Annotated in this window: 24 protein-coding genes; 10 read left to right on the top strand and 14 right to left on the bottom strand. The window is 62.0% G+C overall.

Annotated features, from left to right (window positions below; genetic code table 11):
• Positions 1–2 precede the first annotated feature (2 nt).
• The 7 genes from C453_RS03710 to ahaH form a co-directional block, all read right to left on the bottom strand.
• Entirely contained in the window at positions 3–1,763 is a 1,761-nt protein-coding gene (locus C453_RS03710; protein ID WP_008322778.1) for an ATP synthase subunit A, read from the bottom strand.
• 5 nt (positions 1,764–1,768) lie between these two features.
• Positions 1,769–2,089, bottom strand: coding sequence for a V-type ATP synthase subunit F (locus C453_RS03705; protein WP_007544470.1), 321 nt, complete (start codon positions 2,087–2,089; stop codon positions 1,769–1,771).
• Positions 2,086–3,132, bottom strand: a complete 1,047-nt coding sequence (locus C453_RS03700; RefSeq protein ID WP_008322776.1) for a V-type ATP synthase subunit C — start codon at positions 3,130–3,132, stop codon at positions 2,086–2,088. The genes C453_RS03705 and C453_RS03700 overlap by 4 nt, the downstream gene beginning before the upstream one ends.
• Entirely contained in the window at positions 3,129–3,713 is a 585-nt protein-coding gene (locus C453_RS03695) for a V-type ATP synthase subunit E (protein WP_008322775.1), read from the bottom strand. The genes C453_RS03700 and C453_RS03695 overlap by 4 nt, the downstream gene beginning before the upstream one ends.
• Before the next feature lie 20 nt (positions 3,714–3,733).
• Positions 3,734–3,991 (bottom strand): F0F1 ATP synthase subunit C, encoded by a 258-nt coding sequence (locus C453_RS03690; RefSeq protein ID WP_007544464.1) that lies wholly within the window; start codon positions 3,989–3,991, stop codon positions 3,734–3,736.
• A gap of 175 nt (positions 3,992–4,166) precedes the next feature.
• Positions 4,167–6,377: a V-type ATP synthase subunit I gene (locus tag C453_RS03685; protein WP_008322774.1), complete on the bottom strand. Its 2,211-nt coding sequence runs from the start codon at positions 6,375–6,377 to the stop codon at positions 4,167–4,169.
• Complete coding sequence (ahaH, locus tag C453_RS03680; RefSeq protein WP_007544461.1) at positions 6,364–6,696, bottom strand: ATP synthase archaeal subunit H; 333 nt, start codon at positions 6,694–6,696, stop codon at positions 6,364–6,366. The genes C453_RS03685 and ahaH overlap by 14 nt, the downstream gene beginning before the upstream one ends.
• Before the next feature lie 156 nt (positions 6,697–6,852).
• Between ahaH and C453_RS03675 the strand changes: the two genes are divergently transcribed.
• The gene (locus C453_RS03675; RefSeq protein WP_008322773.1) at positions 6,853–7,476 is read left to right on the top strand and encodes a methyltransferase domain-containing protein; all 624 of its coding nucleotides are present in this window, start codon (positions 6,853–6,855) and stop codon (positions 7,474–7,476) included.
• A 56-nt stretch (positions 7,477–7,532) separates the two neighbouring features.
• Here the strand turns inward: C453_RS03675 and C453_RS03670 are convergent, their stop codons facing one another.
• Together C453_RS03670 and C453_RS03665 are read right to left on the bottom strand one after the other, a co-directional pair.
• On the bottom strand, positions 7,533–8,015 hold the full coding sequence (locus tag C453_RS03670) for a type IV pilin (RefSeq protein WP_008322772.1): 483 nt from the start codon (positions 8,013–8,015) through the stop codon (positions 7,533–7,535).
• A gap of 94 nt (positions 8,016–8,109) precedes the next feature.
• Positions 8,110–9,438: a DUF7094 domain-containing protein gene (locus C453_RS03665; RefSeq protein ID WP_008322771.1), complete on the bottom strand. Its 1,329-nt coding sequence runs from the start codon at positions 9,436–9,438 to the stop codon at positions 8,110–8,112.
• 120 nt (positions 9,439–9,558) lie between these two features.
• On the opposite strand from C453_RS03665, the gene C453_RS03660 reads away from it, so the two are divergent.
• The 5 genes from C453_RS03660 (at position 9,559) to C453_RS03640 (ending at position 13,819) form a co-directional block, all read left to right on the top strand.
• Positions 9,559–10,701: a helix-turn-helix transcriptional regulator gene (locus C453_RS03660; RefSeq protein WP_008322770.1), complete on the top strand. Its 1,143-nt coding sequence runs from the start codon at positions 9,559–9,561 to the stop codon at positions 10,699–10,701.
• 70 nt (positions 10,702–10,771) lie between these two features.
• Positions 10,772–11,560 carry an electron transfer flavoprotein subunit beta/FixA family protein gene (locus C453_RS03655; protein WP_008322769.1) on the top strand — a complete coding sequence of 263 codons (789 nt, stop codon included), beginning with the start codon at positions 10,772–10,774 and terminating at the stop codon, positions 11,558–11,560.
• Entirely contained in the window at positions 11,557–12,510 is a 954-nt protein-coding gene (locus C453_RS03650; RefSeq protein ID WP_008322768.1) for an electron transfer flavoprotein subunit alpha/FixB family protein, read from the top strand. The genes C453_RS03655 and C453_RS03650 overlap by 4 nt, the downstream gene beginning before the upstream one ends.
• Before the next feature lie 130 nt (positions 12,511–12,640).
• Positions 12,641–12,820: a DUF4177 domain-containing protein gene (locus C453_RS03645; RefSeq protein WP_008322767.1), complete on the top strand. Its 180-nt coding sequence runs from the start codon at positions 12,641–12,643 to the stop codon at positions 12,818–12,820.
• 156 nt (positions 12,821–12,976) lie between these two features.
• Positions 12,977–13,819 (top strand): polyprenyl synthetase family protein, encoded by an 843-nt coding sequence (locus C453_RS03640; RefSeq protein WP_008322766.1) that lies wholly within the window; start codon positions 12,977–12,979, stop codon positions 13,817–13,819.
• Positions 13,820–13,880: 61 nt separating this feature from the next.
• On the opposite strand, the gene C453_RS03635 is transcribed toward C453_RS03640, so the two are convergent.
• Together C453_RS03635 and C453_RS03630 are read right to left on the bottom strand one after the other, a co-directional pair.
• On the bottom strand, positions 13,881–15,023 hold the full coding sequence (locus C453_RS03635) for a DUF373 family protein (protein ID WP_008322765.1): 1,143 nt from the start codon (positions 15,021–15,023) through the stop codon (positions 13,881–13,883).
• Positions 15,024–15,085: 62 nt separating this feature from the next.
• Entirely contained in the window at positions 15,086–16,972 is a 1,887-nt protein-coding gene (locus C453_RS03630) for a S9 family peptidase (protein WP_008322764.1), read from the bottom strand.
• A 151-nt stretch (positions 16,973–17,123) separates the two neighbouring features.
• Between C453_RS03630 and C453_RS03625 the strand changes: the two genes are divergently transcribed.
• A complete protein-coding gene (locus tag C453_RS03625; RefSeq protein ID WP_008322763.1) occupies positions 17,124–18,119 on the top strand; it encodes a radical SAM protein in 996 nt (331 codons plus the stop codon).
• 47 nt (positions 18,120–18,166) lie between these two features.
• Here the strand turns inward: C453_RS03625 and C453_RS03620 are convergent, their stop codons facing one another.
• On the bottom strand, positions 18,167–18,829 hold the full coding sequence (locus tag C453_RS03620; RefSeq protein WP_008322762.1) for a hypothetical protein: 663 nt from the start codon (positions 18,827–18,829) through the stop codon (positions 18,167–18,169).
• Positions 18,830–18,951: 122 nt separating this feature from the next.
• On the opposite strand from C453_RS03620, the gene C453_RS03615 reads away from it, so the two are divergent.
• From C453_RS03615 to C453_RS03605, 3 genes are all read left to right on the top strand, one after another.
• On the top strand, positions 18,952–19,440 hold the full coding sequence (locus tag C453_RS03615) for a TRAM domain-containing protein (RefSeq protein WP_008322761.1): 489 nt from the start codon (positions 18,952–18,954) through the stop codon (positions 19,438–19,440).
• Between the two features lie 74 nt (positions 19,441–19,514).
• A complete protein-coding gene (locus tag C453_RS03610) occupies positions 19,515–20,006 on the top strand; it encodes a Tfx family DNA-binding protein (protein ID WP_008322760.1) in 492 nt (163 codons plus the stop codon).
• Positions 20,007–20,087: 81 nt separating this feature from the next.
• Positions 20,088–20,873: an SDR family oxidoreductase gene (locus C453_RS03605; protein WP_008322759.1), complete on the top strand. Its 786-nt coding sequence runs from the start codon at positions 20,088–20,090 to the stop codon at positions 20,871–20,873.
• Here the strand turns inward: C453_RS03605 and C453_RS03600 are convergent.
• Positions 20,870–21,274, bottom strand: coding sequence for an SHOCT domain-containing protein (locus tag C453_RS03600; protein WP_008322758.1), 405 nt, complete (start codon positions 21,272–21,274; stop codon positions 20,870–20,872). The two genes, C453_RS03605 and C453_RS03600, sit on opposite strands and share 4 nt — an antisense overlap.
• A gap of 66 nt (positions 21,275–21,340) precedes the next feature.
• A complete protein-coding gene (locus C453_RS03595; protein WP_008322757.1) occupies positions 21,341–22,345 on the bottom strand; it encodes a mannose-1-phosphate guanylyltransferase in 1,005 nt (334 codons plus the stop codon).
• Positions 22,346–22,347 lie beyond the last annotated feature (2 nt).

Genomic DNA, 22,347 nt, shown 5'->3' with positions numbered 1-22,347 from the left:
TCTCAGTACAGCTCGCGGAGTTGCTCGGTGATCTCTGCCTTGAGGTCCTCGATGTACGCCTCCCAGTCTTCCTGCACACCGATACGGTTCAGACGCGGAACCGCTTCGACGGCCTGGATTTCCTCGACGGGGACGCCGGCTTCGAGCGCCTTGAACGCCTCGTCGTTGAACGTGTGGATGGCGGTGAGGATACCGTAGGTCTTCTCTGGCTCACAGTACGTGTCCGTCGGGTGGAACGCGTTCTGCTGCAGGTACGCCTCGCGGAGGTAGCGAGCGACCTCGAGAGTCAGCTGCTGGTCCTCCGGCAGGGCGTCCTTACCGACGAGCTGAACGATTTCCTGAAGCTCGTTCTCTTCGTCGAGCACGTCGACCGCCCACTGTCGCTCTTCTGGCCAGTCGTCCTCGACGTTCTCGACGAACCACGGGTCGAGCTGGTCCTGGTAGAGCGAGTAGGACTCGTTCCAGTTGATTGCCGGGAAGTGACGACGCTCTGCGAGGTCGGCGTCGAGTGCCCAGAAGGTCTTCACGATACGCAGGGTGTTCTGCGTGACCGGCTCGGAGAAGTCACCGCCCGGCGGCGAAACTGCGCCGATGACGGAGACCGAACCCTCGTTGCCGTTGACGGTCGTGAAGTATCCTGCGCGCTCGTAGAACTCGGAGAGACGGGCTGCGAGGTACGCGGGGTACCCCTCTTCGCCGGGCATCTCTTCGAGACGCGAGGAAATCTCGCGCATGGCCTCTGCCCACCGCGAGGTGGAGTCGGCCATGAGTGCCACGTCGTACCCCATGTCGCGGTAGTACTCCGCGATGGTGATACCCGTGTAGATACAGGACTCGCGGGCCGCCACGGGCATGTTGGACGTGTTCGCGATGAGCGACGTCCGCGCCATGAGCGGGTTCCCGGTCTTCGGGTCGTCGAGTTCCGGGAAGTCCTCGATAACTTCGGTCATCTCGTTGCCGCGCTCACCACAGCCGACGTAGACGACGATGTCCGCGTCAGCCCACTTGGCGAGCTGGTGCTGCGTAACCGTCTTTCCGGACCCGAACGGACCCGGAATCGCTGCCGTCCCACCCTTCGCGATGGGGAACAGACCGTCGAGGATACGCTGCCCGGAGACGAGCGGTTCGCGGGGCGTCTTCTTCTCTTGCGAGGGACGCGCCTTCCGAACCGGCCACTCCTGGTGCATCGTCACTTCTTCGCCGTTGTCGAGTTCCACGACCGCCTCGGTGACGGAGAACTCGCCCGCTTCGGCGGCGACGACTTCGCCACCTTCGAAGTCCGGCGGGACCATGACCTTGTGTTCGATGGTCACGGTTTCGGGTACCGTCCCGACGACATCACCGGGGGCGACTTCGTCGCCTTCGGAGACCGTCGGTTCGAACTCCCATTTCTTCTCCAGGTCGATACCGGGTGCGTCGACACCACGGTCGAGGTACGGCGAGCCCATCTTGGACTCGAGCACGTCCAGCGGACGCTGGACACCGTCGTAGATGGCGTCCAGCATGCCGGGACCGAGGTCGACGGTCAGCGGTTCGCCCGTGTTCTCGACGGGTTCGCCGGGACCGACGCCCGAAGTCTCCTCGTACACCTGAATGGTCGTGAGGTCGCCCTCGATTTCGATAACCTCGCCCATCAGCCCTTCGTCACCGACGTACACAACGTCGTTCATACGGGCGTCAAGGTCACGGGCGGTCACGACCGGACCACTCACGCTTGCGATGATGCCGTCCTCGCGAACGGAATCTTGTGTTGCCTGACTCATGTTTGTTATTCGTCCATCAGATCGATACCGATAGCTCTCTTGATCTGGTCGCGGAGGCCGCTTGCGCCGCCGGAACCGCCGAGCGTCACGAGCGTTGGCTCGATACTCTGCTCGACCGACTTGCGTGCGTTACGCGAGAGGTAATCGAGGTCGTCTTCGTGCATCACGATGATGCCGACGTCCTCGTCCTCGAGCGTTTGCGTCACGGCCTCGTCGAGTGCTTCGTCCTTGTCTTCGTCCGGGACGTTCTCGAACTTGCGGACGCCCGCAAGCCGAAAGCCCGTCGTGAAGTCAGGACTGCCGATAACTGCGATTTCCTGGCTCATTGGATGACCAGTTCCTCCTCGATTTCGTCGGGGCCAAGCCCGGCCTCGCGGCCGCGGGCAATCGCCCGAATGTTGTCGACTTCGCGTTCCTTGGCGAGAATGTACGAGATGACCGGCGTAACAGACAGCGGGAACACGTAACCGAGCGTGTCAGCGTACTCGAGCAGCGCCGAATCGAGGGCGCGCTCGAAGCTAATGAGGCTGTCTGCTGCCTCGAGGTCCGAGATGGCACCAGAGAGGCGGTCACCGTACTGACTGTCCGAAATCTTCGAGACCAGTTCGCTCGTACTGGTCGCTAATGCCGTAATCTCCGACGCACGGAACAGTGTGCCACCTTCGATGAAATAGTCTGCAGGATCGAGGTCGGCACCACTGCGAGCGATTCGGAGTGCGTTTCGGGCGTTTCGGAAGTCGATCTCCGCTTCGAGGAACTCACGATACTGTTCTGCTTCCTCACCGACGACCAAGTTCTCCAGCAGTTGCTCGTAGAACGCACGGTCGACAGCGTTCTCTAACGGCACGAGGACACCAGCTTCCTCGTAATCTTCGAACGCGGCCTCGAGCCCATCTCCGAACATCGTCCCGGAGAGGATTTCGACCACTTCTTCGATCTCAGTCGCGTCGAGTAGTCGGTCGATGAGTCGATCGTCGAACTCACCAGCGCGGATGAGGTCGGATTTGACCTCGTCGCGGGACGAATCCGCGTAGATTCCACGCAGGACCGTCTTGACGTTCCACGCGTCGAACTTTCGAAGGTACCGGGCGATGAGGTCGTAGAGCCGACCACCGGCCCAGTCGAGGATGTCGTTGAACTGCTTCGCCATGTTGGCGTTCAGCGCGTACTCGATGAGGTCGACGCCCGAGAATCGGCTTCCCAGCGCGTTGATCTCCGTCTCGTACTCCGACTCCTCCATGAACCGGGCGATTTCGGCCGGGCCCATGCGGACCAGCTTGCGGTACTCTTCGTCCCCGAAGAGGGCGCTTCGTCTCGCTCGGACCCGAGCGATGACGTACTCCGGATTCGAGCCGCCAGCTGTGCTCATTGGTCGTCGAACAGTCGCGCACTCACTTCCTTCAGGTTGTCCTCCCAGACTGAATCGAGGACCGAGTCGAAGGTGTTGTTCACCCGAACGCGCGAATTCGTGCCTTCGACCACGACGCCACCGAGGCAGTCGCGCTCACCGGACACTTCGTAGCCGTCGTAGTCGGCAAGGATGTCTTCGAGCATGTCGGCGTCGTCGGCACGACCGTAGACGTGGACTTCGTCCTCGTCTTCGAATTCGACCGCTGCCGCATCGAGGAGCGTACGGGTCAGCTCCTCGCGACGGTCGCCTTCGAGGTCGGCGAGTTCGCTTTCGACCTGCTCACGGACACGCTGAAGCACGTCTCGGCGGGCGCTCAGCCGAGCCTGCTTGGCTTCGAGCTTCGCGCTGGAGAGCGACTGTTCTCGCTCTCGCTCGAGTTGCTGCTCGATTTCGGCCTTGCGCGATTCGAGGATTTCTTCGGCGTCTGCTTCGGCTTCAGCGACGATTTCATCCGCTCGTTCCTGGCCGTTCTGCCTGATTTCCTCTGCGCGTGCGCGGGCTTCGTCTCGGATATCCTCAACGACGTTATCCAAACTCATAATGGGAAAGGGAGGGGTGCTTAGGCCGCGAAGACAACGACCAGTGCGAGGATGACGAGGGTTTCGGGAAGAACCGTGAGGATCAGCCCGTTAACGAAGAGAGACTCGTCCTCGGCGATGGCTCCCATCGCAGCGGAACCGATGCCGCGCTCGGCGTATCCGGCTGCGAAAGCGGCGATACCGACTGAAAGGGCCGCCGCAGCGCCTTCGGTGATGGCAGGCGAGGAAGCGGTTTCATTCTGCAGTGCAGTCATGAGGGGTTCAATTGCTTCAATCATTGTATGTTCCTGAGTACCGGATTGTCGTCTCCGAACGTTCGTATGTGTTGCAAGACGTCTCATAAAGGTTCCCAAAATAATCGGCTGAAATACGGCATTCGGGCGGCTGTCGTGCGTGATTCCGGGAGAGCAGCCGCTATTGGTACGGTCAATAAAGAAGGTACCGCCTGTTCACTCAGTCTTCGGTGGTGAACTGACGGTCGTAGCCGAATGGTTCGTACTCGCGGCCACCGCCTTCGAAGAACTTGCCGAAGAACTCGACGTATTCGAGACGGACGGCCTGCAGACCTGCACTCGTGACACCGAGAGCAAGGACGACAATGTGGCCAACGACCAGGACGAGCAGTCCACCGAGGACGCCAGCAGCGCCTGAGTGGAACATCCCGCCGAAGAGGACGTTGGTCACTTCGTATCCGTGGTAAGTCAGCGTTTCACCCGGTCCGAGTGCCGCCACAGCCGCGGCGTCAGGCATCCCTCCGAGGCCGAAGTGCCAGCCGCCGTGGTCGTCGACGTACACACCGAAGACGAGCAGATTGACTGCGAACGCCATCGACGCCTTCGCGATGAGGACAGCGCCGAGACGAGTGTACGACAGGACGTTCGAAAGCGGGGCGGCGAACTCGGCGAGTTCGGCCGGCTCTGCTAACACCAAGAGGAGCGCACCGAACAGGTAGAGTCCAATCCCTCCCCAGCCGACAGTGTACGAGAAGCCCGAGAAGCCGATCGGGATGAGTCCGCCACTGGCGAACGTCGTGAACAGGAACTCCGGCGGGACACCGCCGAGTGCGTCGCTGAAGACCCAAATCCACAGCCCGTTCAGCATGAGTATCCACGAACCGGTTTCGAGGATTGCCTCTTTCACACCGTGAAGTTGCGACTTCTCGACGAAGTCGAAGATGTAACCGATGTTCAGGTGCAGGATACCGACCGCGACGCTCACGGTGAGCCACGCGAGTGCCCACTCGGAGGTAGCCGGCGAGAGACCCTTCTCAATCGGCGGGTGAGACATCTGGAGCATTCCTTCCCAGAAGTACTCCGTGATGAGGTGGAATCCGAATATCTCACCGTACAGAATGCCGAATATCGTCGTGAAGATACCGGCGACAATCGTCATTCCACCCATACTTTTGAACGCGTCCGAGTCGAAGTTCGAGTAGAGGAAGAATCCGATTGCCGTGTAGATGAGTCCGTATCCGAAGTCACCAATCATGAACCCGAAGAACGCCGGGAACGTGAGGAACAGGATAAGTGTCGGGTCGAACTCGTAGTAGTTCGGACGGTTGACTGCTTGTACCAGCAGTTCGAACGGTCTGACAACTCCGTTGTTGTTCTGGACAACAGGCGGTTCGTCGTCCGCCATGGTGACCGTCCCACCGTCAGTCGCAGCGGGCGTTCCGGTGCTCTCGGAAACGTGCTCACGTGCGTGGTCGTTACCATCGTGGGAGAACTCTGCGCGTTCGAGTTCTTCCACTTCGACGTGTTCACCGACCGTATCTTTCAGCGACTTCGCGAACTCGTTGTAGTGCTCAGTCGGAATCCAGCCTTCGGCGACGAATGCATTCTCCGTCGTCGCGAACGACAACGGTGCTTCAGTCTTCTGGACGTCGATGGCGAGTCGCTCTTCGGCGGCGAGGAGGAATTCACCTTCTTCGACCGCGATATCACGAAGCTCAGACTCGACGGTTTCGAGCTTGGATTCGATTTCGCGCTTCTGCTGTTTGAGGTCGCGGATGTAATCCTCGGGGCTTCCCGAAGCGTCCGGGATTTCGAGCGTCGCGAACTCGACACCGACGAGTGCATCCGTAATCGCCATCTCGGACGCGCCCTCGGCGGGGCGACCGAAGACAGCGAGCGTGCGGTCGCCCGAGAAGATTTCGAAGGCGCCGATGCTGTCGGCATCGACGAGTGCCCGCTCGACTTCTTCGGCCTTCCCTTGTCCAACGGCGACTTGCAGGGAGTCGTATCCCGAGAGCAAGTCGAGGTCGAGGCCGAGGTCGACGAACGGCTTCATCGCGCCGATTTCTTCGTCTACCTCTCGAAGCTTCCCTTCGAGTTCGGAGCGGCGGTCGTCGAGTTCGTTGACGCGCTCGCGAATCTGTTCGAGCGGTTCACCGAGCGCGTCGTCGGGGACGATGCGCTGGCGACCGGCGTCAGCTTCGGTGACGCCGAGAATGCTCTTGAGCGAACGAACGGTGACGAGCTTGTCGGAGGCGTCCTCCGCTCCCTCGATGGGAGACCCCGTGTCGAAACCGAACTCCTCCTGCCACGACCCGTCGTATTCGGTGACGTGGAGCAGTCGAAGGTCGTGGACAGTCTCGATGACCTCGGACATGATGCCCTTGGAACCGGTCACCGAGACCTTGCTCATCTGCTCAGGTCTGAGCATTCACCGCCTCCTCGAATTTGCCGACGGCGTACTCGACCGCCTCGTCGATGCGGTCTTCCGCGTCGGCGACCAGTTCGTCCCGCGCCGATTCGCCTTCTTCGAGGATGCGTTCACGCTCCTTCTCGATATCTTTGCGCCCCTCCGCCAAGCGCTCTGATTCGAGTTCGTCGGCCTCCTGCTCGGCCTCGGAGCGGATCTCGTCTGCCTCGTGGCGCGCCTCCGCGACGAGATCTTCGCGTTCCGCCTCGGCCTCTTCGATGATGTCGTCGGCCTCCTGCTCGGCCGATTTTATTTTCTCGAGAACCTCTTGTCTCGGCATACTCGTATCACAGGAAAGTTGCACAAGCGCTGTATAAGGTGTTTGCGGAACAGTGCTGAGAAACGACCGGAAGATCGACACTGTCCGGGCGTCGAAAGCACGGAGCTGCGCGGTGAATCCGCACCGTTATCATCGGTGAGTCCTAATCCCGGCGCGATGGGAGTCCTCGAAAACAAAGCCCGGGCCCGCCTGTTCTACAAGTACCTCTCGAAGGTGTACGACCAGGTGAACCCGTTCATCTGGAACGAGGAGATGCGCGACGAGGCACTCGAACTACTCGACATCCAACAGGGAGACCGCGTCCTCGACGTCGGGTGTGGGACCGGCTTCGGTACCGAAGGCCTGCTCCGCTATACCGACGACGTGCACGGACTCGACCAGAGTATCCACCAGATGCAGAAGGCGTGGAAAAAGTTCGGAAAGAACGACCAGGTGCGATTCTACCGCGGCGACGCCGAACGATTGCCGTTTGCCGACAACTCTTTCGACGTCATCTGGTCGTCCGGGTCTATCGAGTACTGGCCGAATCCCGTGACCGCACTCGAAGAGTTCCGGCGCGTCGTCAAGCCGGGGAACAAAGTCCTCGTCGTCGGCCCCGACGACCCGAAAAACAGCCTCTTCCAGAAACTCGCTGACGCAATCATGCTCTTCTACGACGAAGAGGAAGCCGACCGGATGTTCGAAGCGGCAGGGTTCGTCGACATCGAGCACCACATTCTCCAGCGACAGCCCGGCAGTCCCCGCGCTATCGTCACCATCGCGCGCGCTCCCGAAGAATAAGTCTCCGTCTCGAACCGCTTTCACCGACTTTCGCTCCGTCCGCCATCTCGGCACACTTAGCTCGCTGTCGCTCGAACGACTGCAACGAGAGTGTCTTCTTCGTAGACTCGAACGACGACCCGAGCACCAGCGGTCACTGTCGGGGCATTCGTCCCTGCGAGTTCGAACCCCGCTATCTCCCCAACGGTCCACGTCCCATCCGATGCCGTGTTAAACGGCCCAGTCGGCCCCGGTTTGAACCCCGTCGCAGAGAAGAACGGCACCGGTGGTTGGTGACGTAACTCCTCACCATTTATCGAAATCCGGAGCCGAAGCGACGAAACCTGTAACGGTGCTCCCGCGTCGTGCGTCAGTTCGAACGCGTTCCCGGTGACCGACAGCGAAAGCATCGTCGGTTGATTCGGAGCGGGCGTCGATTCCGCCACGTCGAACGCGGCAGCACCGACAACGCCCGCGATGACGACGACGATACCAACCATGAGGACGCCACCAATCAAAACGGTCGACCCTCGGGAGTCGGCAGCAAGTTGTCGAGACATCGAGACGGAGTGGCCGCGTCACCCGATAAGAAGGTTCGGCCGGTGAAAATTCGGTCAGTGAAAATCTGGCCAGTAAAACCCCGAATTGTCGTGATTACGCGGGAGTTTGTTCTGGAGTCGCCGCGTTATCTGCCGGCAGCCTTTGTGTCGGCGTCAGAGTCGTCTCGTTCGTCTGTGTCTCGTTCGTCGCCAGTTGAGGAACCGGCGTCGGGGAGACGGTGAGGACGACTGCAGCATTGCCTCTGATGACAGTAATGGTGAACCGACTCGCCGGTGAGACAGTCCAGATTGCTCCGTCCGAACCGGTCCGCCCGAGAAGCGTGCTCTCGCGGCTCGCTTCCAGTCCAAGCGTTACGTTGGCGTCGACCGAGTCACCAGTCTCAGTCTCGTTCAGTTGGATTCGAAGCGGGCCGCCTGGGTACGTTCGATTGGCAGACAGTCTGAGCCCGTCTTTGACCTCGGTTGCGACCGTCCCGTTCGAGACCGTATCGAGCGGTCGGATTTGGGCTTCTTTGAACACTTCTGCGCTCCCGCTGTCGACGTAGGCGAAGAGCTGTCCGCGACCGTGATTGACGCGAACGAGATAGCTGTTTCCAGCACCGACCACGTCGGCACCGTTCTGTGTCGCCCGACTGTTCCAGACGAGCGGATAGTTCTCGGCGACTTTGTCGAGTGCCTGTGTCGGCGTAACTCCGCTCTGGTCCCGGTCACGCAGGTCACTCCGGTAAGCCTCCCGAATGTAGGTATTGTCCGAGATGACGCTGAGAACGAGTCCATCTGCACTCGTCCGAACGAAGAAACGCATCGATGGCTCGTTCCCCGTGAGAACCGCCGCAGCGTGTTTTCGCACGGGACCAGTGAACGTATCCAGTTCCCGTTCGAGTGCGGCGAGTCGCCCGGGGTCGACAGAGAAGTCAGGCGTCTGTGCCGCGGCTTCACGAAGTTCGACACGACGCTCGTTGAGTTCGCGTGCCTCGGCGTCGATGCGAGCGAGTTCGACGAGCAGCTCTCGAGCAGCGATATCCTCGCTGTTGTACGCCTCGATAGCGTTTTGTTGCGCACTCTGGAGCGCGATAGCTCGCTGCTCGATTTGGTTTATTTCGCCGAGAATCAGCTGCTGTCGCACACCCTCGTCGCTGGCCGACTCGATGCGCTCCAGAGAAGACAGCGTCTGAATCTGACTTCCCGCTCTGAGTCCGGCGAAGTCAATCGAGGGGCCGAGGTCAACGTGTTGAGCGTCGACTGTCGACCGAACGACCGACGAGTCTGGGATGTCGAGGACGCGAACCGTCCCGTTCGACGAGGTCTGAACCTGTGTCGTACCGTTGGACGTGTCCGCGAGGTCCCCTGTACCTGGACCGGCCGCACCGATAACTGGTGAGGCCACCAAGACAAGAGCGAGGACGAGCGGGAGGGCCTTCATCGCCGTGACGGTACACGACGGCGGTACTAAAATGACCCTCTTACGAGCCGACGTTACTACGGAATGACACGGTCACGTCGATGGAAAGCGTTTTCATCGCCGGACGAAACGGTTTCAGGTATGCGGAGCGCCGCCGTCATCGTTGCCCTCCTCGCCCTCGTCGCTGGTGTTGCGACACCAATCGCAGCAGCCCAGTCGCTCGCTCCAGCACCACACGAGAGTGGTACAGCGGCGGCGCTCGGAGACCGGGCAGTGCTTGCCCAACAGTCGGGAGTAGAGCAGACGCCGACGACAGAGATTATCATCGAGCTACGCGACGACCGTGCCGCCGAGTGGCACATCGAGATGCGGTATACGCTCGAAACGGACAACGATACGGCGGCGTTCGAGCAGTTCGCAGGCGACTTCGAACGCGGAGAGACAGACGTCGGATTCGACGAAGCACTCTTCGAGAGAATCAGCACGGACGTATCGGACCACACGGGACGCCAGATGTCGATTGAGAATACGACGAGACGCGGGTTCGTCGAGAACGAGACGGGTGTGTTGGTCCTTTCGTTCACGTGGACGAACTTCCTCGAGCAGACAGACGACGGCCTCCGCCTCGGCGACTCCTTCTCGACGGGGCGAGACCAACTGTGGCTCACCTCGATTCGCTCGAATCAGAACCTCACGATACGGACACCGCCGCGATACGCGGTTAACAGTACGAACATCCCACTGGAGAACAACTCCGTCGTCGTCGAAGGTCCGCGAACCTTCGAGTCGGTCGACGAGTTGCGCGTGAGCTATCGTCCGACGGCTGGCCCAGGTCCCGACCAGTTGCCGTGGAACCTCATCATTGGCGGCCTCGTGGCAGTCGCACTCGTCGGTATCGCGGTCGTCGCATTCACCCGCCGTCGTCCGACTGCCGGTGATGGTGGTGCCGCTTCGCCCGACGAAGAGCCACCCCAGAATGGAACTGTCGAGCCTGCACACGAACCGTCGCCAGTCCCGGAACAGCCGGCCGACGAGGACGAAGTAAGCGATGAAGACGACGAGATTGACCTCGAACTCCTGTCGGACGAAGAGCGCGTCGAACTGCTTCTCGAACAGAACGGNGGCCGGATGAAGCAAGCCAACATCGTCAAAGAGACTGGGTGGTCCGACGCCAAAGTCTCACAACTCTTATCGGCGATGGCGGACAACGGTCGCGTCGAGAAGCTTCGACTCGGACGGGAGAACCTCATTTCCCTCCCGGACGAGGACGACCTCGAAGAATAATCGGAAGACGGCGACGACCTCGGCCACGGGGCGAAAACGTTTACTCGCCCCCTTTCAATAGTGAACGTTGATGAAAGTTCTCGTAACCGTCAAGGAGGTTGCCGAGGTCGAAGAGGACTTCGAACTCGACGGTCTTCACGTCGCGGAACAGTTCCTCGAGTACGACCTCAACGAGTGGGACGAGTACGCGGTCGAAGAGGCGGTCCAACTCGCCGAGGAAGACGACGACGTCGAAGTCGTCAGTGTGACTATCGGTCCGGAGCGGTCCGAAGAGACCATCCGGATGGCCCTCGCGAAAGGCGTCGACCGCGCCATCCGCGTGTGGGACGACGCGCTCGAAGACGTCGACCTGCTGGACGTGGGCGCGAAGACACGCCTGCTGTCGGCCGTCGTCGAAGCGGAAGAGCCTGACTTCGTCCTCACGGGCGTGCAGGCAAACGACGACAGTTTCGGTGCGACGGGTGTCTCGCTGGCGTCCGCAATCGACTTCGAGTGGGCCGCGGTCGTCAACGACCTCGAACTCGAAGGCGATGTCGCGAACGTCCGCCGCGAACTCGAAGGCGGTGTCGAGGAACTCACGGAAGTCGACCTGCCGGCGGTTCTCAGCATCCAGACCGGTATCAACGAACCCCGATACGCCAGTCTGCGCGGGATTCGCCAGGCCCAGTCGAAGGAAATCAAGCCGATGTCGCTTTCGGACCTCGGTCTCGACGCGTCCGCCGTCGAGTCCGACCTCGAACTGACCGACATGTACGAACCAGAGACGGAGTCCGATGCCGTCTACTTCGAGGGTGACGCCGGGGAGCAGGCTGCCGAACTTGCGACCGTCCTCCGCGAGAAGGGGGTGGGTGCCCAATGAGCGACGTTCTCGCAATCACCGAGCACCGCCGCGGCGAACTCCGTGACGTGTCGTTCGAACTCGTCACCGCCGGCAGCGACCTCGCCTCGCAGTCGGGCGGCGACCTGCATCTCGCAGTCATCGGCGGCGACGTGGACGCCTTCGCCGAAGAACTCGCACTCGACGGCGTCGACACCATCCACACCGTCGCCGAAGGCGACGAGTTCAACCACGACGTCTACGTGCAGGCCGTCACGGCGCTGTACGAGGAACTCGACCCGACGTACGTCCTGATGGGCAACACCGTCAACGGCCTCGACTACGCGCCCGCCGTCGCCGAGCAACTCGACCTCCCGCTCGTCACCGACGCAGTCGGACTGGAGAACGAGGGTGCTCTCACCGTCACCCGAGAGATGTACGCCTCGAAGGTCGAATCGACCGTCGAAGTCGACGCCGGCACGGCTGCCGTCACCATCCGCCCCGGTGAGTGGGACGTCACGGAAGCCGCCGGCGAACCCGCCGTCGAAGCCTTCGACGTCGAAATCGACGACTCTCGCGTGCGCTCGCGCGTAACTGGATTCGAAGAAGTCGGCTCCGGTGACGTCGACATCGCGGACGCAGACGTGCTCGTCTCTGTCGGCCGCGGTATCGAGGAAGAAGAGAACATCGAACTCGTACAGGAACTCGCCGACGCGCTCGATGCGACCCTGTCGTCTTCGCGCCCCATCGTCGACAACGGCTGGCTCCCGAAGGACCGGCAGGTCGGCCAGTCCGGAAAGGTCGTCACGCCGAAGGTGTACCTCGCAATCGGTATCTCCGGCGCGGTCCAGCACGTCGCTGGCATGAAGGGCGCTGAGAACATCATCGCCATCAACACCGACCCTGACGCACCCATCTTCGACATCGCCGACTACGGTATCGTCGGCGACCTGTTCGATGTGGTGCCAGAACTCATCGAACAGTTCGAATAACTCACCTCGCTTTTTGGTCCAGATTTTTGCGGCCGTGAGCCACCGAAACGAGTGAGACAGTGACCAGTTTGTGAGAACCGTCGGGGTGAGTTACGGTGTTGTCAACATATATACAACCAGGGGATCACCGATGACACGATACGAATACCGAACCATCGAACTCACTGGAAAGACGCCCGGTCTGAAGAAAGAGAACCCGGAGCAGCAACTGAACGAACTGGGGAGAGACGGGTTCAAACTCGTCGAGCGAATCGAACAACAGTTCGGGGGGACGCAGCGACTCGTCTTGATGCGTGAGGTGGCCGAGTAATCCAGTTCTGTACGACTCCGGGCAGTGCCTCCGCTCGCCAACCGAGACGAGTCTCGTCGCTATTCAGGGGTCAGAAACCACCACGCACTCGCTCCCAGTCTCTCGGTTTCTCGGAAATCCGGTACGTACTTCCCTACCCAACCCTACGAACCGACAATGGAATACCTGGAGCGCCGGGTCACGATGGTAAACGACCGCCTTGAAGAGGTCGTCTCGGCGGTCGAGCCGTCGGAACTCGCCGACCAACTGGACCACGTCGCTCTGGCGGGGGGCAAGCGCGTTCGCCCCGCCGTCACCATCCTCGCATGCGAGGCCATCGGTGGTGCCCCCGAAGATGCCGTCGACTTCGCCGTCGGCATCGAACTCGTCCACAACGCCTCGCTCGTCATCGACGATATCATCGACCGCTCGGACATCCGCCGCGGGACGCCGAGTGCGTGGGCCGAGTACGGATACGGACCGGCTATCACCGCCTCTGACGGCTTGCTCGGAGAAGCCTTCGCTCTTCTTTCGTCGAGCGACCGAGCTATGCAAATCGTCGCCGAGTCGATGGTCGAACTCGGAGAGGGCGAAGCGACCGAAATCGTCGCTATTCCGTCGAACGAAGCCGAGTACATGGAACTCGCCCGCCGGAAGACGGGGGCGCTCTTCCGCGCCGCCGCCGAGTTAGGTGCTGTCGCCGCCCACGCCGACGCACACGTCGTGGAGGCCTTCGGCGACTACGCGGAACAGGTCGGCGTCGCCTTCCAGATTCGAGATGACGTGCTCGACGCGACCGCCGACGCGGAAGAACTGGGCAAACCGACCGGACAGGACGCCGAGATGGGCCGCCCCTCGCTCGTCCAAGTGACAGACCTGACGCCCGAAGAAGCGAACAACCGGGCACGGAATCGAGCCGACGCAGCACTGCAATCACTCGAATCGTCCGGCGTCGGCGACTCGGAGTCGCTCGATTACCTCCGCGACCTTGCGGAGTTCGTCGTGGTTCGCGAACGGTAGTCGAGACTCGTTTTTGACAGCGACAGATCGGTTGTGACAAAAGCAGACGCCAGTCGGCGACTCAGTCGTGGGTGACAGACGCGGGTTGGTCGCCCTCGGGGGCCGTCGGATAGCGGGATTCCGCCACTGCGAAAGTGAGCGTACTCAGCACACCGAGGAGCGTGCCGACCGTGAGTGCGACGGCGAGGCCGGGAAGTTCGAACGTCTGCACGCCAGCGATTCCATCTGGGATGAAGAACCCCGAAAGTGCGTAGAGGACGATAGCGATAGCACTCACGTAGAACGGCGCGTTGAGATAGCGCCACTTGAACCGGTCATGGAGGTACTCGTCTGTCACCTGACCGAGACTGCTCGTGATACCAGCGGCGGCGAACCACTCGACAGCACCGTGGACGAGCGCTGCGAGGACGAGTCCCGGCGCGGGGTCGCCACTGATGCCGTCCGTGACGGTTTGGAGCAGTTCGATGCCCCGAACGCCGCCGACGACGAGAAGCGCGGCGGCAGCGACGTAGGTGATGATAGTCACCCGTCCGGCGTAGAGGACGTTACGGGCGCGGTCGGCCGCGTCGTCGACGGCGGACTCCAGTCCGAGTCCTCGGAAGAGCGTGTACAGTCCGAGCAGCGCAGAGATGAGACCGAGGACGACAGCACCCGGAACGTCGAAGAAACTCGCGATGGTGACGAAGGGGTAGATGAGAAGCAGGATGCCGAGCGGGACGAGGATAGTCCCACGGGTCTCGGGGTCGGCGAGGACCTGCTTCATCGTGTAGTACATCGACTCGAGGTTCTGAGCCTGTCTGACGACCACGCGGCGAACCCCGTCGATAGGGACGCGAGACCGGATGACTGGTAGGACGGACTCGTCCTGTGCGCCGTCAGAGATGACGATGGCGTGGATGGGTTCGCCAGTCGAGAGGCTCGCGAGGACAGTGTCTATCTCCTCGCCGATGGCGCGGTTGGCCTTCACGTCGCTTCCCTCTAATCCGGTGACTGCGGCGACTTCGACCTCCTCGTCTTCCTCTTCGAGGAGTTCGTCGTGGACGCGAATGCCCTGAAACAGGACGTTCACGTCCGAGTCCTCGGGGTCGGCGGTAGCGAGCGCGACCGCCGCATCCTCGACGTTCTGTCGGCCGACGACGGGCGTATCGAGACCCGTCTTGCGGCCGAGGTCGTCGTCGAGGTCGACACAGAGGACCAAGAGCATTGGTGGCACCTATGCCGTGGGGATATATCTGTTTTCGGGGGACCGTCCGACGACGGCGGGCGTCAGTCGTCGGCCGCGGCCGTCGTCGTCTCGATGCGGCGGTCGAGGAAGTCCGCGAGCAGTTCGAACATCCGAATCTTCTGGTCGATGTCCGACGAGGCGTGGCCTTCCGCACCGAGTTCCTCGTATTCGTAGTCGACGCCCTCCTCGTAGCCGTGGTCGTCGAGCGCGTCGCGGAACAAGCGCGCTTGCGAGACGGGAACCCGCCGGTCGTTGACGCCGTGGACCATGAACATCGGCGCATCGACGTTCTCGACGTGCGTTATCGGAGAGCGCTCGGTGTACAGGCCGGGATTCTCGTCGGGGGAACCGATGTTGACGTCCATCAGTTCGGTTTGGAAGTGCGGCATCGTGGTCTCGTACATCTCCCGGAGGTCGGTGAGGCCAATCCACGCGATGCTCGCGGCGTACAGGTCGGGGTACTGTACCGCCTGCCAGTACGCCGAGTAGCCACCGTACGACCCACCGAAGACGACGACGCGGTCCTCGTCTATCCAGTCGTGGGTTTCGAGGACGTGTTCGACCGCCGTGGCGACGTCGCCCTGTTCCGCGCCGCCCCAATCGTCGTAGAGTTCCTCGACGAACTCGCGGCCGCGGCCGGTCGACCCGCGGTAGTTGACCTGTAGAACGGAAAATCCACACTGGACGAGGAACTGCGTGTAGAGGTCGAACGACTTGCTATCCTGCGACCGGGGGCCACCGTGTGGGTTCACGATTAGCGGCGATGGGCGCTCTCCAGAGTCGTAGAACAGCGCGCCAATCTCCAGTTCGTCGTATGGGTCGTGTTCGACGGCCTTCGCGGGCGTCTCCGGCACGCCGTCAGACTCGAATCGGAAGTACTCGGCGTCGGCGAAGTCGTCGGTCGAGAAGTCGCCGTGGTCGGCTTCCAGAAGCGTCTCGGTGGCGTTGGTTTCGAGGTCGTACGCCAGCAGTTCTTTCCGAGTCGTCGGCGTTGTGTGCGTCACCAGCACGCGATTGTCCGAGAGGCAGTGGTCGCTCGTTCGTCCGAAGGCGGAGACGCCCTCTGGGAGGTCGAACTCGGTGGCTGTTCCCGATTCGATGTCGTAGACTACCGGGACCGTCGCGGCGCGACGCATTCGGGTTGCGAGAAGTTTCGTCCCATCGTCGACGAACGCGATGGGGGCCTCTTCGTAGTCACCGGCTCCGAACCACGTCACCTCGTCAGTTGCGAGGTCGTAGACGCCGCAGCGATTCAGGTCAGGCGTGTTATCCGAGACGAGCAGCCGGTCACCTTCCGGTCCCCAATCGACTGGCATCGCCTCGGCACCAGTCTCACCGATGTCGAGGTTCCGCGAGTTCGATCCGTCGATGTCGGCGACGTACACGTCGAAGTTGGTGTCGTCGTCGGATTCGTTCGTTCCGTAGGCGACCCGGTCGCAGTCGGGCGAGAGCGTCGCACCCCACACTGCTCGGTCGTAGTTAGTCAGTTTCGTCGTCTCGTCGGTCGAGAGGTCGTGTCGATAGAGGTTCATCTGTCCGTCTCGGGACGACCCGACGAGGAGCGTCTCGCCGTCGGAACCCACGTCGGAGAGCGTGACTTGCCCGTCCATCTCGACGACGGGCTCTGCGGTTCCCGAACGGTCGATAGCGTAGATGTCGTTTTGTTCGTCACCGTCGTCGTCGAGGTGGAAGAACACGCGGTCGCCGTCGGCACCCCACACGACGGGCCAGCGGGCGTTTCGTGGGACTTCACCGTCGCTCCACTGTTCGATAGTGCCGGTCTCGACGTCGAGGACGTGTAGTTCGTTGCGCCCGGTTACGTCGTAGTAGAAGGCGACTTCGTCACCGGTCGGAGACGCAGTGGGATGGATGGCCGTCGGGAGACTCGCCAACCGCTCCAAGACTGATTTGTCAGTATTTTCTGTCATTACCTCAACCCATTTCCGGAGATTACTTAATCTAATCCATGTGTGGTGCGAGTCGACACATCACTCGAAAAGTGGGGTGAATCGACACAATCCACGCGAACCGCGTTTCGCACGGTTTTTGCCCGTGGGACGAATATCGTGTGTTCAACGAATGATCTCGAAGGGCTGCGAGCAGTGCGCCATGGGAGGAAAGATGGTGCTGTTCGTCTACGGGTACTGCGACCAGCGTGATTGTTTCTATTGCCCGCTCGGCGAGAATCGCAAGAACGTCACGGACGTGTACGCCAACGAGCGGAAGGTCGAAGCTGATTCAGACGTCATCGAGGAGGCAAAGCGCATGGACGCGCTCGGGTCGTCTATCACCGGCGGCGAACCACAGGAAGCACTCGACAAGACCTGTCACTACATCTCGCTTCTGAAAGACGAGTTCGGCGAAGACCATCACATCCACCTCTATACGGGCATCCCCGGCGGCCGGGAGAACATGCGCCGCCTCGCCGAGGCCGGACTCGACGAGATTCGCTTCCACCCGCCGCTCGAACTCTGGGGCGACATGCACGGCACCGAGTGGGAGGACATCCTCTACATCGCCCGCGAAGAAGGCCTCACTCCCGCCTTCGAGATTCCGGGCATCCGCGCGGAACAGGAGTTCCTCGACTTCCTCGACGAAGGAGCAGCGGAGTTCTGCAACGTCAACGAGTTCGAGATGTCCGACGGGAACTACCGCCGGATGCAACAGGAAGGCTACGAACTCCAAGAGGGCCACATGTCCGCAGTCGACGGCTCGAAGCAGGCCATCCTCGACGAGATGGGCGACCACGAGCGCGTCTACTTCTGTACCTCAGTGTTCAAAGACGCCGCCCAGCACAGAAACCGGCTCAAGCGGATGGCGAAGAACCTCCGTCGCCCCTTCGACGAAGTGACCGAAGACGGCACCCTCGTCTACGGGAAGACCTACACCCCGGCCGAGAAGTTCGCCGAACTCGGCGTCCCCGAGGAGTTCTACACGGTCAAGACGAACCACGTCGAGGTCGCGTGGTGGCTGCTCGAAGAGATGATAGAAGACGGCGACGTCGACGACGGTGAAATCGTCGAGCAGTACCCGACCTTCGACGGGACTGTGGTCGAGCGGACGCCGTTGGCCTGAATTTTCGGTCGGAGCTCTTTCTCACAGTTCGCCCACGGTACGGACTGTCACCGCTCTCGCGTGAGCGCGACGAACAGACTCGGCGTGAGTGCGAACGCCGCACCCGACGCGAGCGCCGAGACGAGGGGCAGTCGAGAGACGACAGCGACACCGACGATACCGATGCCGAGGAGTCCGCCAGCCACGATGGCGAGGCGCTGGTGTTGCCGCGGCAGTCGATACCCGCGAGTGTCCGCGTAGAGTGCGCCGGAAAGCGTGACGAGAAAGCCGATAGCAGCCGCGAGCGACCCTGTGATAGGAGCGGAGACGACGAACAGCGCACCCACAACACTCGCCACGGCGAGCGTCTGAGTCGGAGACAAGGGATTGACGCCCGCACCGTATCGAACCGCGTACGCGACAGGCGGAAGTGCAACGAGCGTCGCGGCGAAGAGCCCAGACACGAAGTCAGACAGGGGGCGTTCGAAGACCGCGGCAGCGAGCGTCACACCAGCCAAGACGACCCCGATCGCGAGGACATATCTCGACGGAATCGCCTCGCTTGGGTCTTCGGACCGAACGATGCCAAAGGCAGCAAACGGATAGCAGACGACGACGCCAGTAAGGAGCGGGCGGAACAACTCGCCGGTGAGAACGGCACCGGAGACGGTCGCCGAAAGTCCGAGAAAGATACCGATGAGGAGGGCGAACTCGGGGACGCGCTCGGTCATGTCGCGGGGTTGGTGCGAAGGGCTGAAAGGCTTTCGGGGGCGGAATAACGCCGACTGAGAGGGTTTCAGCAGCCCCAGGAGTACCCGCAAGCGTTTAGAGTGACCCAAGTGTACCTCCCCACATGTCGGACTGTCCACTGGCGGACGACTGCCCCAGTTTCTCCGAGCGAATCAACGGAATGGGGTGTCAATACTACGGCGACCGCGGCGGCGCAGAGTGGTGTGACCACTACGAGCGGCCCATCTACGAACTGAAGCAGCAACCAGTCAGACCCGGTGAGGAAGTTGTCGTTACCGTCGAGGACATCCACGAGAGTGGTGCTGGCGTCGGTCGAACCGAAGACGGATTCATCGTCTTCGTGGACGGACTCCTCCCCGACGCTCGGGCTATCGTCCGAATCGACCAGGTCAAAGGAAGCCACGCTCGCGCGAAGAAAATCGTCGAGCGACTGCCGTTCGACCCCGACGAGGGCGAGGACGCGGCAGATTCGACGGGCGCGGCTGACGACGCCAACTCGGACGAGGCCGAATCGGACGACGAAGGCAAGACGCGCACGATGCCGAAACGACCGGAAGCACTCGGCAGTCGAGACAACTTCTGGGGCGAGTAACACCACCCCGGAAGCGACTGCAGTGGACAGACAGCCTGCTGTATCTTTTTCACCCCTCCGTCCAACCCCGACGTATGAGCGACGGACGCGACGACGAGACAGTCCCGGATGTCGACGAACTCCTCGACCGGGCGGGGTTCGACCCCGAAGCGAGCGTCCTCACCCGCCGACAGGCCGAGGTGCTGGCACTTCGTGAGCAGGGCGTTCGGCAATCGACTATCGCCGACTTCCTCGGCACCTCTCGGGCGAACGTCTCCAGCATCGAGTCCAGCGCCCGGAGAAACGTCGAGAAAGCCCGCGAGACGGTCACGTTCGTCGACGCGCTCACCGCGCCGGTCCGCATCGAAGTCGCGGCCGGGAGCGACCTCTACGACGTGCCGAAGCGTGTCTACGACGCCTGCGACGACGCAGGCGTGAAAGTAAACCACACCGCGCCGGACCTGATGAAAATCGTCTCCGACGCCGCAGGCGACGCCGTCGAGGGGCGAGAAGTCAAAGAGACGCTCTTTGTCGGTGTCACCAGCGACGGACGAGTTCGCGTCAGAAAGCACGCCGAGACGGTCTAACGGAGACGGCTCACTGGCGCGCGCTCTCACCATTCTGCTCCAACACGCACGTTTTTGCGGCGGCCGTTCGTCCCCTCGTCTATGAATCTCGGAATCGCAGGAGACACAGTCATCGTGACGGCGAGTTCCGCGGGTCTCGGCCGAGGGAGTGCCGAAGCGCTGGCCGACGAGGGTGCAAACGTTGTCATCTGCGGCCGCGACCCCGAGCGCCTCGAATCAGCCGAGCGCGAGCTAGCTGGTCTCGATGGGTCGGTCGTCGGCGTCGAGACAGACATCACGAACAAAGAAGACATCGACGCGCTCGTCGAGGCGGCCGTCGAGGAGTTCGGCGGCGTCGACCACGTCGTCACATCGGCTGGTGGCGTCCCTCCGGGTGGGTTCGCCGACACGACGGAAAAAGAGTGGTACGGCGCGTTTGACATGCTCGTCATGAGCGCCGTCTGGACGGTCAAGGCGGCCCGACCGAACCTCGAAGCCAGCGACGCCGGAACAATCACCTGCATCACCTCTACGACGGTCAAAGAAGTCGCCGACGACCTCATCCTCTCGAACGCGGTTCGCCGCAGCGTCATCGGCCTCGTGAAGTCGCTGTCGCGGGAACTCGCGCCGAGCGTTCGCGTGAACGCCGTCCTCCCGGCCGCACACGAGACGAGTCGTATCGAAGAGTTAGTCGAGGCTGGCGTCGAGCGCGGCGACCACGACACCTACGAAGCGGGCCTGCAATCGTGGGCTGACGACATTCCGCTGGGGAGAATCGGCGGCCCGCGCGAACTCGGTGACGTGGTCGCGTTCCTCGCCAGCGACCGGGCGAGTTTCGTCACGGGCGCGTGCGTGCCGGTCGATGGCGGGCGTCTCGCGAGCGACTAAGCGCGTTCTTTCTCACGTGATCGGTCTTCGATATCTTCGAGCGTCTCCGTTTCGAGCAGTACCTCCAGTTTCCGGTCGAACTGCTCGTCTGTGAGTTCACCGCGGGCGTACCGGTCACGAAGTGTCTGCAACGCATCGCGGTCCGAATCGGTCTGCGCCGCGGTCGAGCGAGCGGACTGCTCGGACCGCGAGCCCTCCGGTTCAGACAGGTCTGCCTCGGTCTCCTCGTCAGACCCAAAGAGCATGTCTGTGATTGGCACGACAACGACGTAGCCGAGAAGGAGCGCACCGAGCCACCAGCTTTGGTCGGTGAACAGTGCGGTGAGCCACACCCCGGTGACGAGTACCGAGACGATTTCAGTGGCGTTCTGCCGGAGGCGAGTGAGCGGTGAGGTAGACATACGGAGGGTGACAGAACCTGTGATTGTAATACCACGTGCTATCTCTGACGGTGAAAGACGCGGCTGTTAGAACTTGCCGTCGTCCCGCAACTGCGAGACGACGTCTCGAACTCGTTGTGCCTGCGCTTTCGGGACGACAAGCACTCTGTCGTCCCATGCAACCACCGCGAGGTCGGAGACGCCGACCAGCGAGACGTTCGCCCCGTCTGTGGCGACGACGTTGTCGGCGGCGTCGACGACTATCGGGTCGTCTCCGAGTGCGACGTTTCCATCTTCGTCGGCGTCGAGCACGCGGGCGAGTGCGTCCCACGCACCTACGTCGTCCCACTCGAAGTCCACTGGGACGACCGCGGCGTCTTCGGCGCGCTCCATCACCGCGTAGTCGATACTGAGTGGGTCGACAGCGTCGAATCCGGCTTCGACCGTTCCGGCATCGAGGGCATCGACGAGGGAGTCGAGCGGCGAGCCGCGGGCGGCCGCGAGGAGCGCGTCGGGCGTCCACGCGAACATTCCGGCGTTCCAGAGGTAGCCCTGTTCGACGTACCGTTCTGCGGTGTCGGCGTCAGGTTTCTCGTGGAACGTCGCGAGGTCGGCGTAGTCGCCGTGGAATGTACCGGGTTCGATGTAGCCGTAGCCGGTGTCGGGGCGGGTGGGTTCGACGCCAAAGGAAACGAGGGAGTCGGTTTCGGCGGCGACGCGAGCGCCGCGAGCCATCGCCTCGGAGAAGCCGTCGCCGACGTGGTGGTCGCTCGGAAGAACGACCACGACGGGGTTGTCGTACAACTCGGCAATTCGGTGGGTCGCGTAGACGAGCGCCGGGCCGGTGTCCTTCGCGGCGGGTTCGACGACCACCTCTGCGTCGGGTGCGTGGTCGGTGATGTCGTCGGCGAACTCCGGGCGCGTGGAGACGACGACGTGGTCGGCGAAGTCGGCGCGGGAGACGGTCGCTGAGAGAAGCGACTGGTCACCGCCGAGGGGAAGGAACTGCTTGGGACGGTCGCTTCGACTGGCGGGATAGAGTCGGGTGCCGGTTCCACCGGCGAGGACGAGTGCGACGAGCGGACGGTCCATAT

Origin of the sequence: Haloferax elongans ATCC BAA-1513, from assembly GCF_000336755.1 — an archaeon.
Classification (GTDB): Archaea; Halobacteriota; Halobacteria; order Halobacteriales; family Haloferacaceae; genus Haloferax; species Haloferax elongans.
The sequence above is the reverse complement of the archived record's forward strand: the minus strand, read 5'-3'. Positions and strand labels throughout refer to the sequence as shown.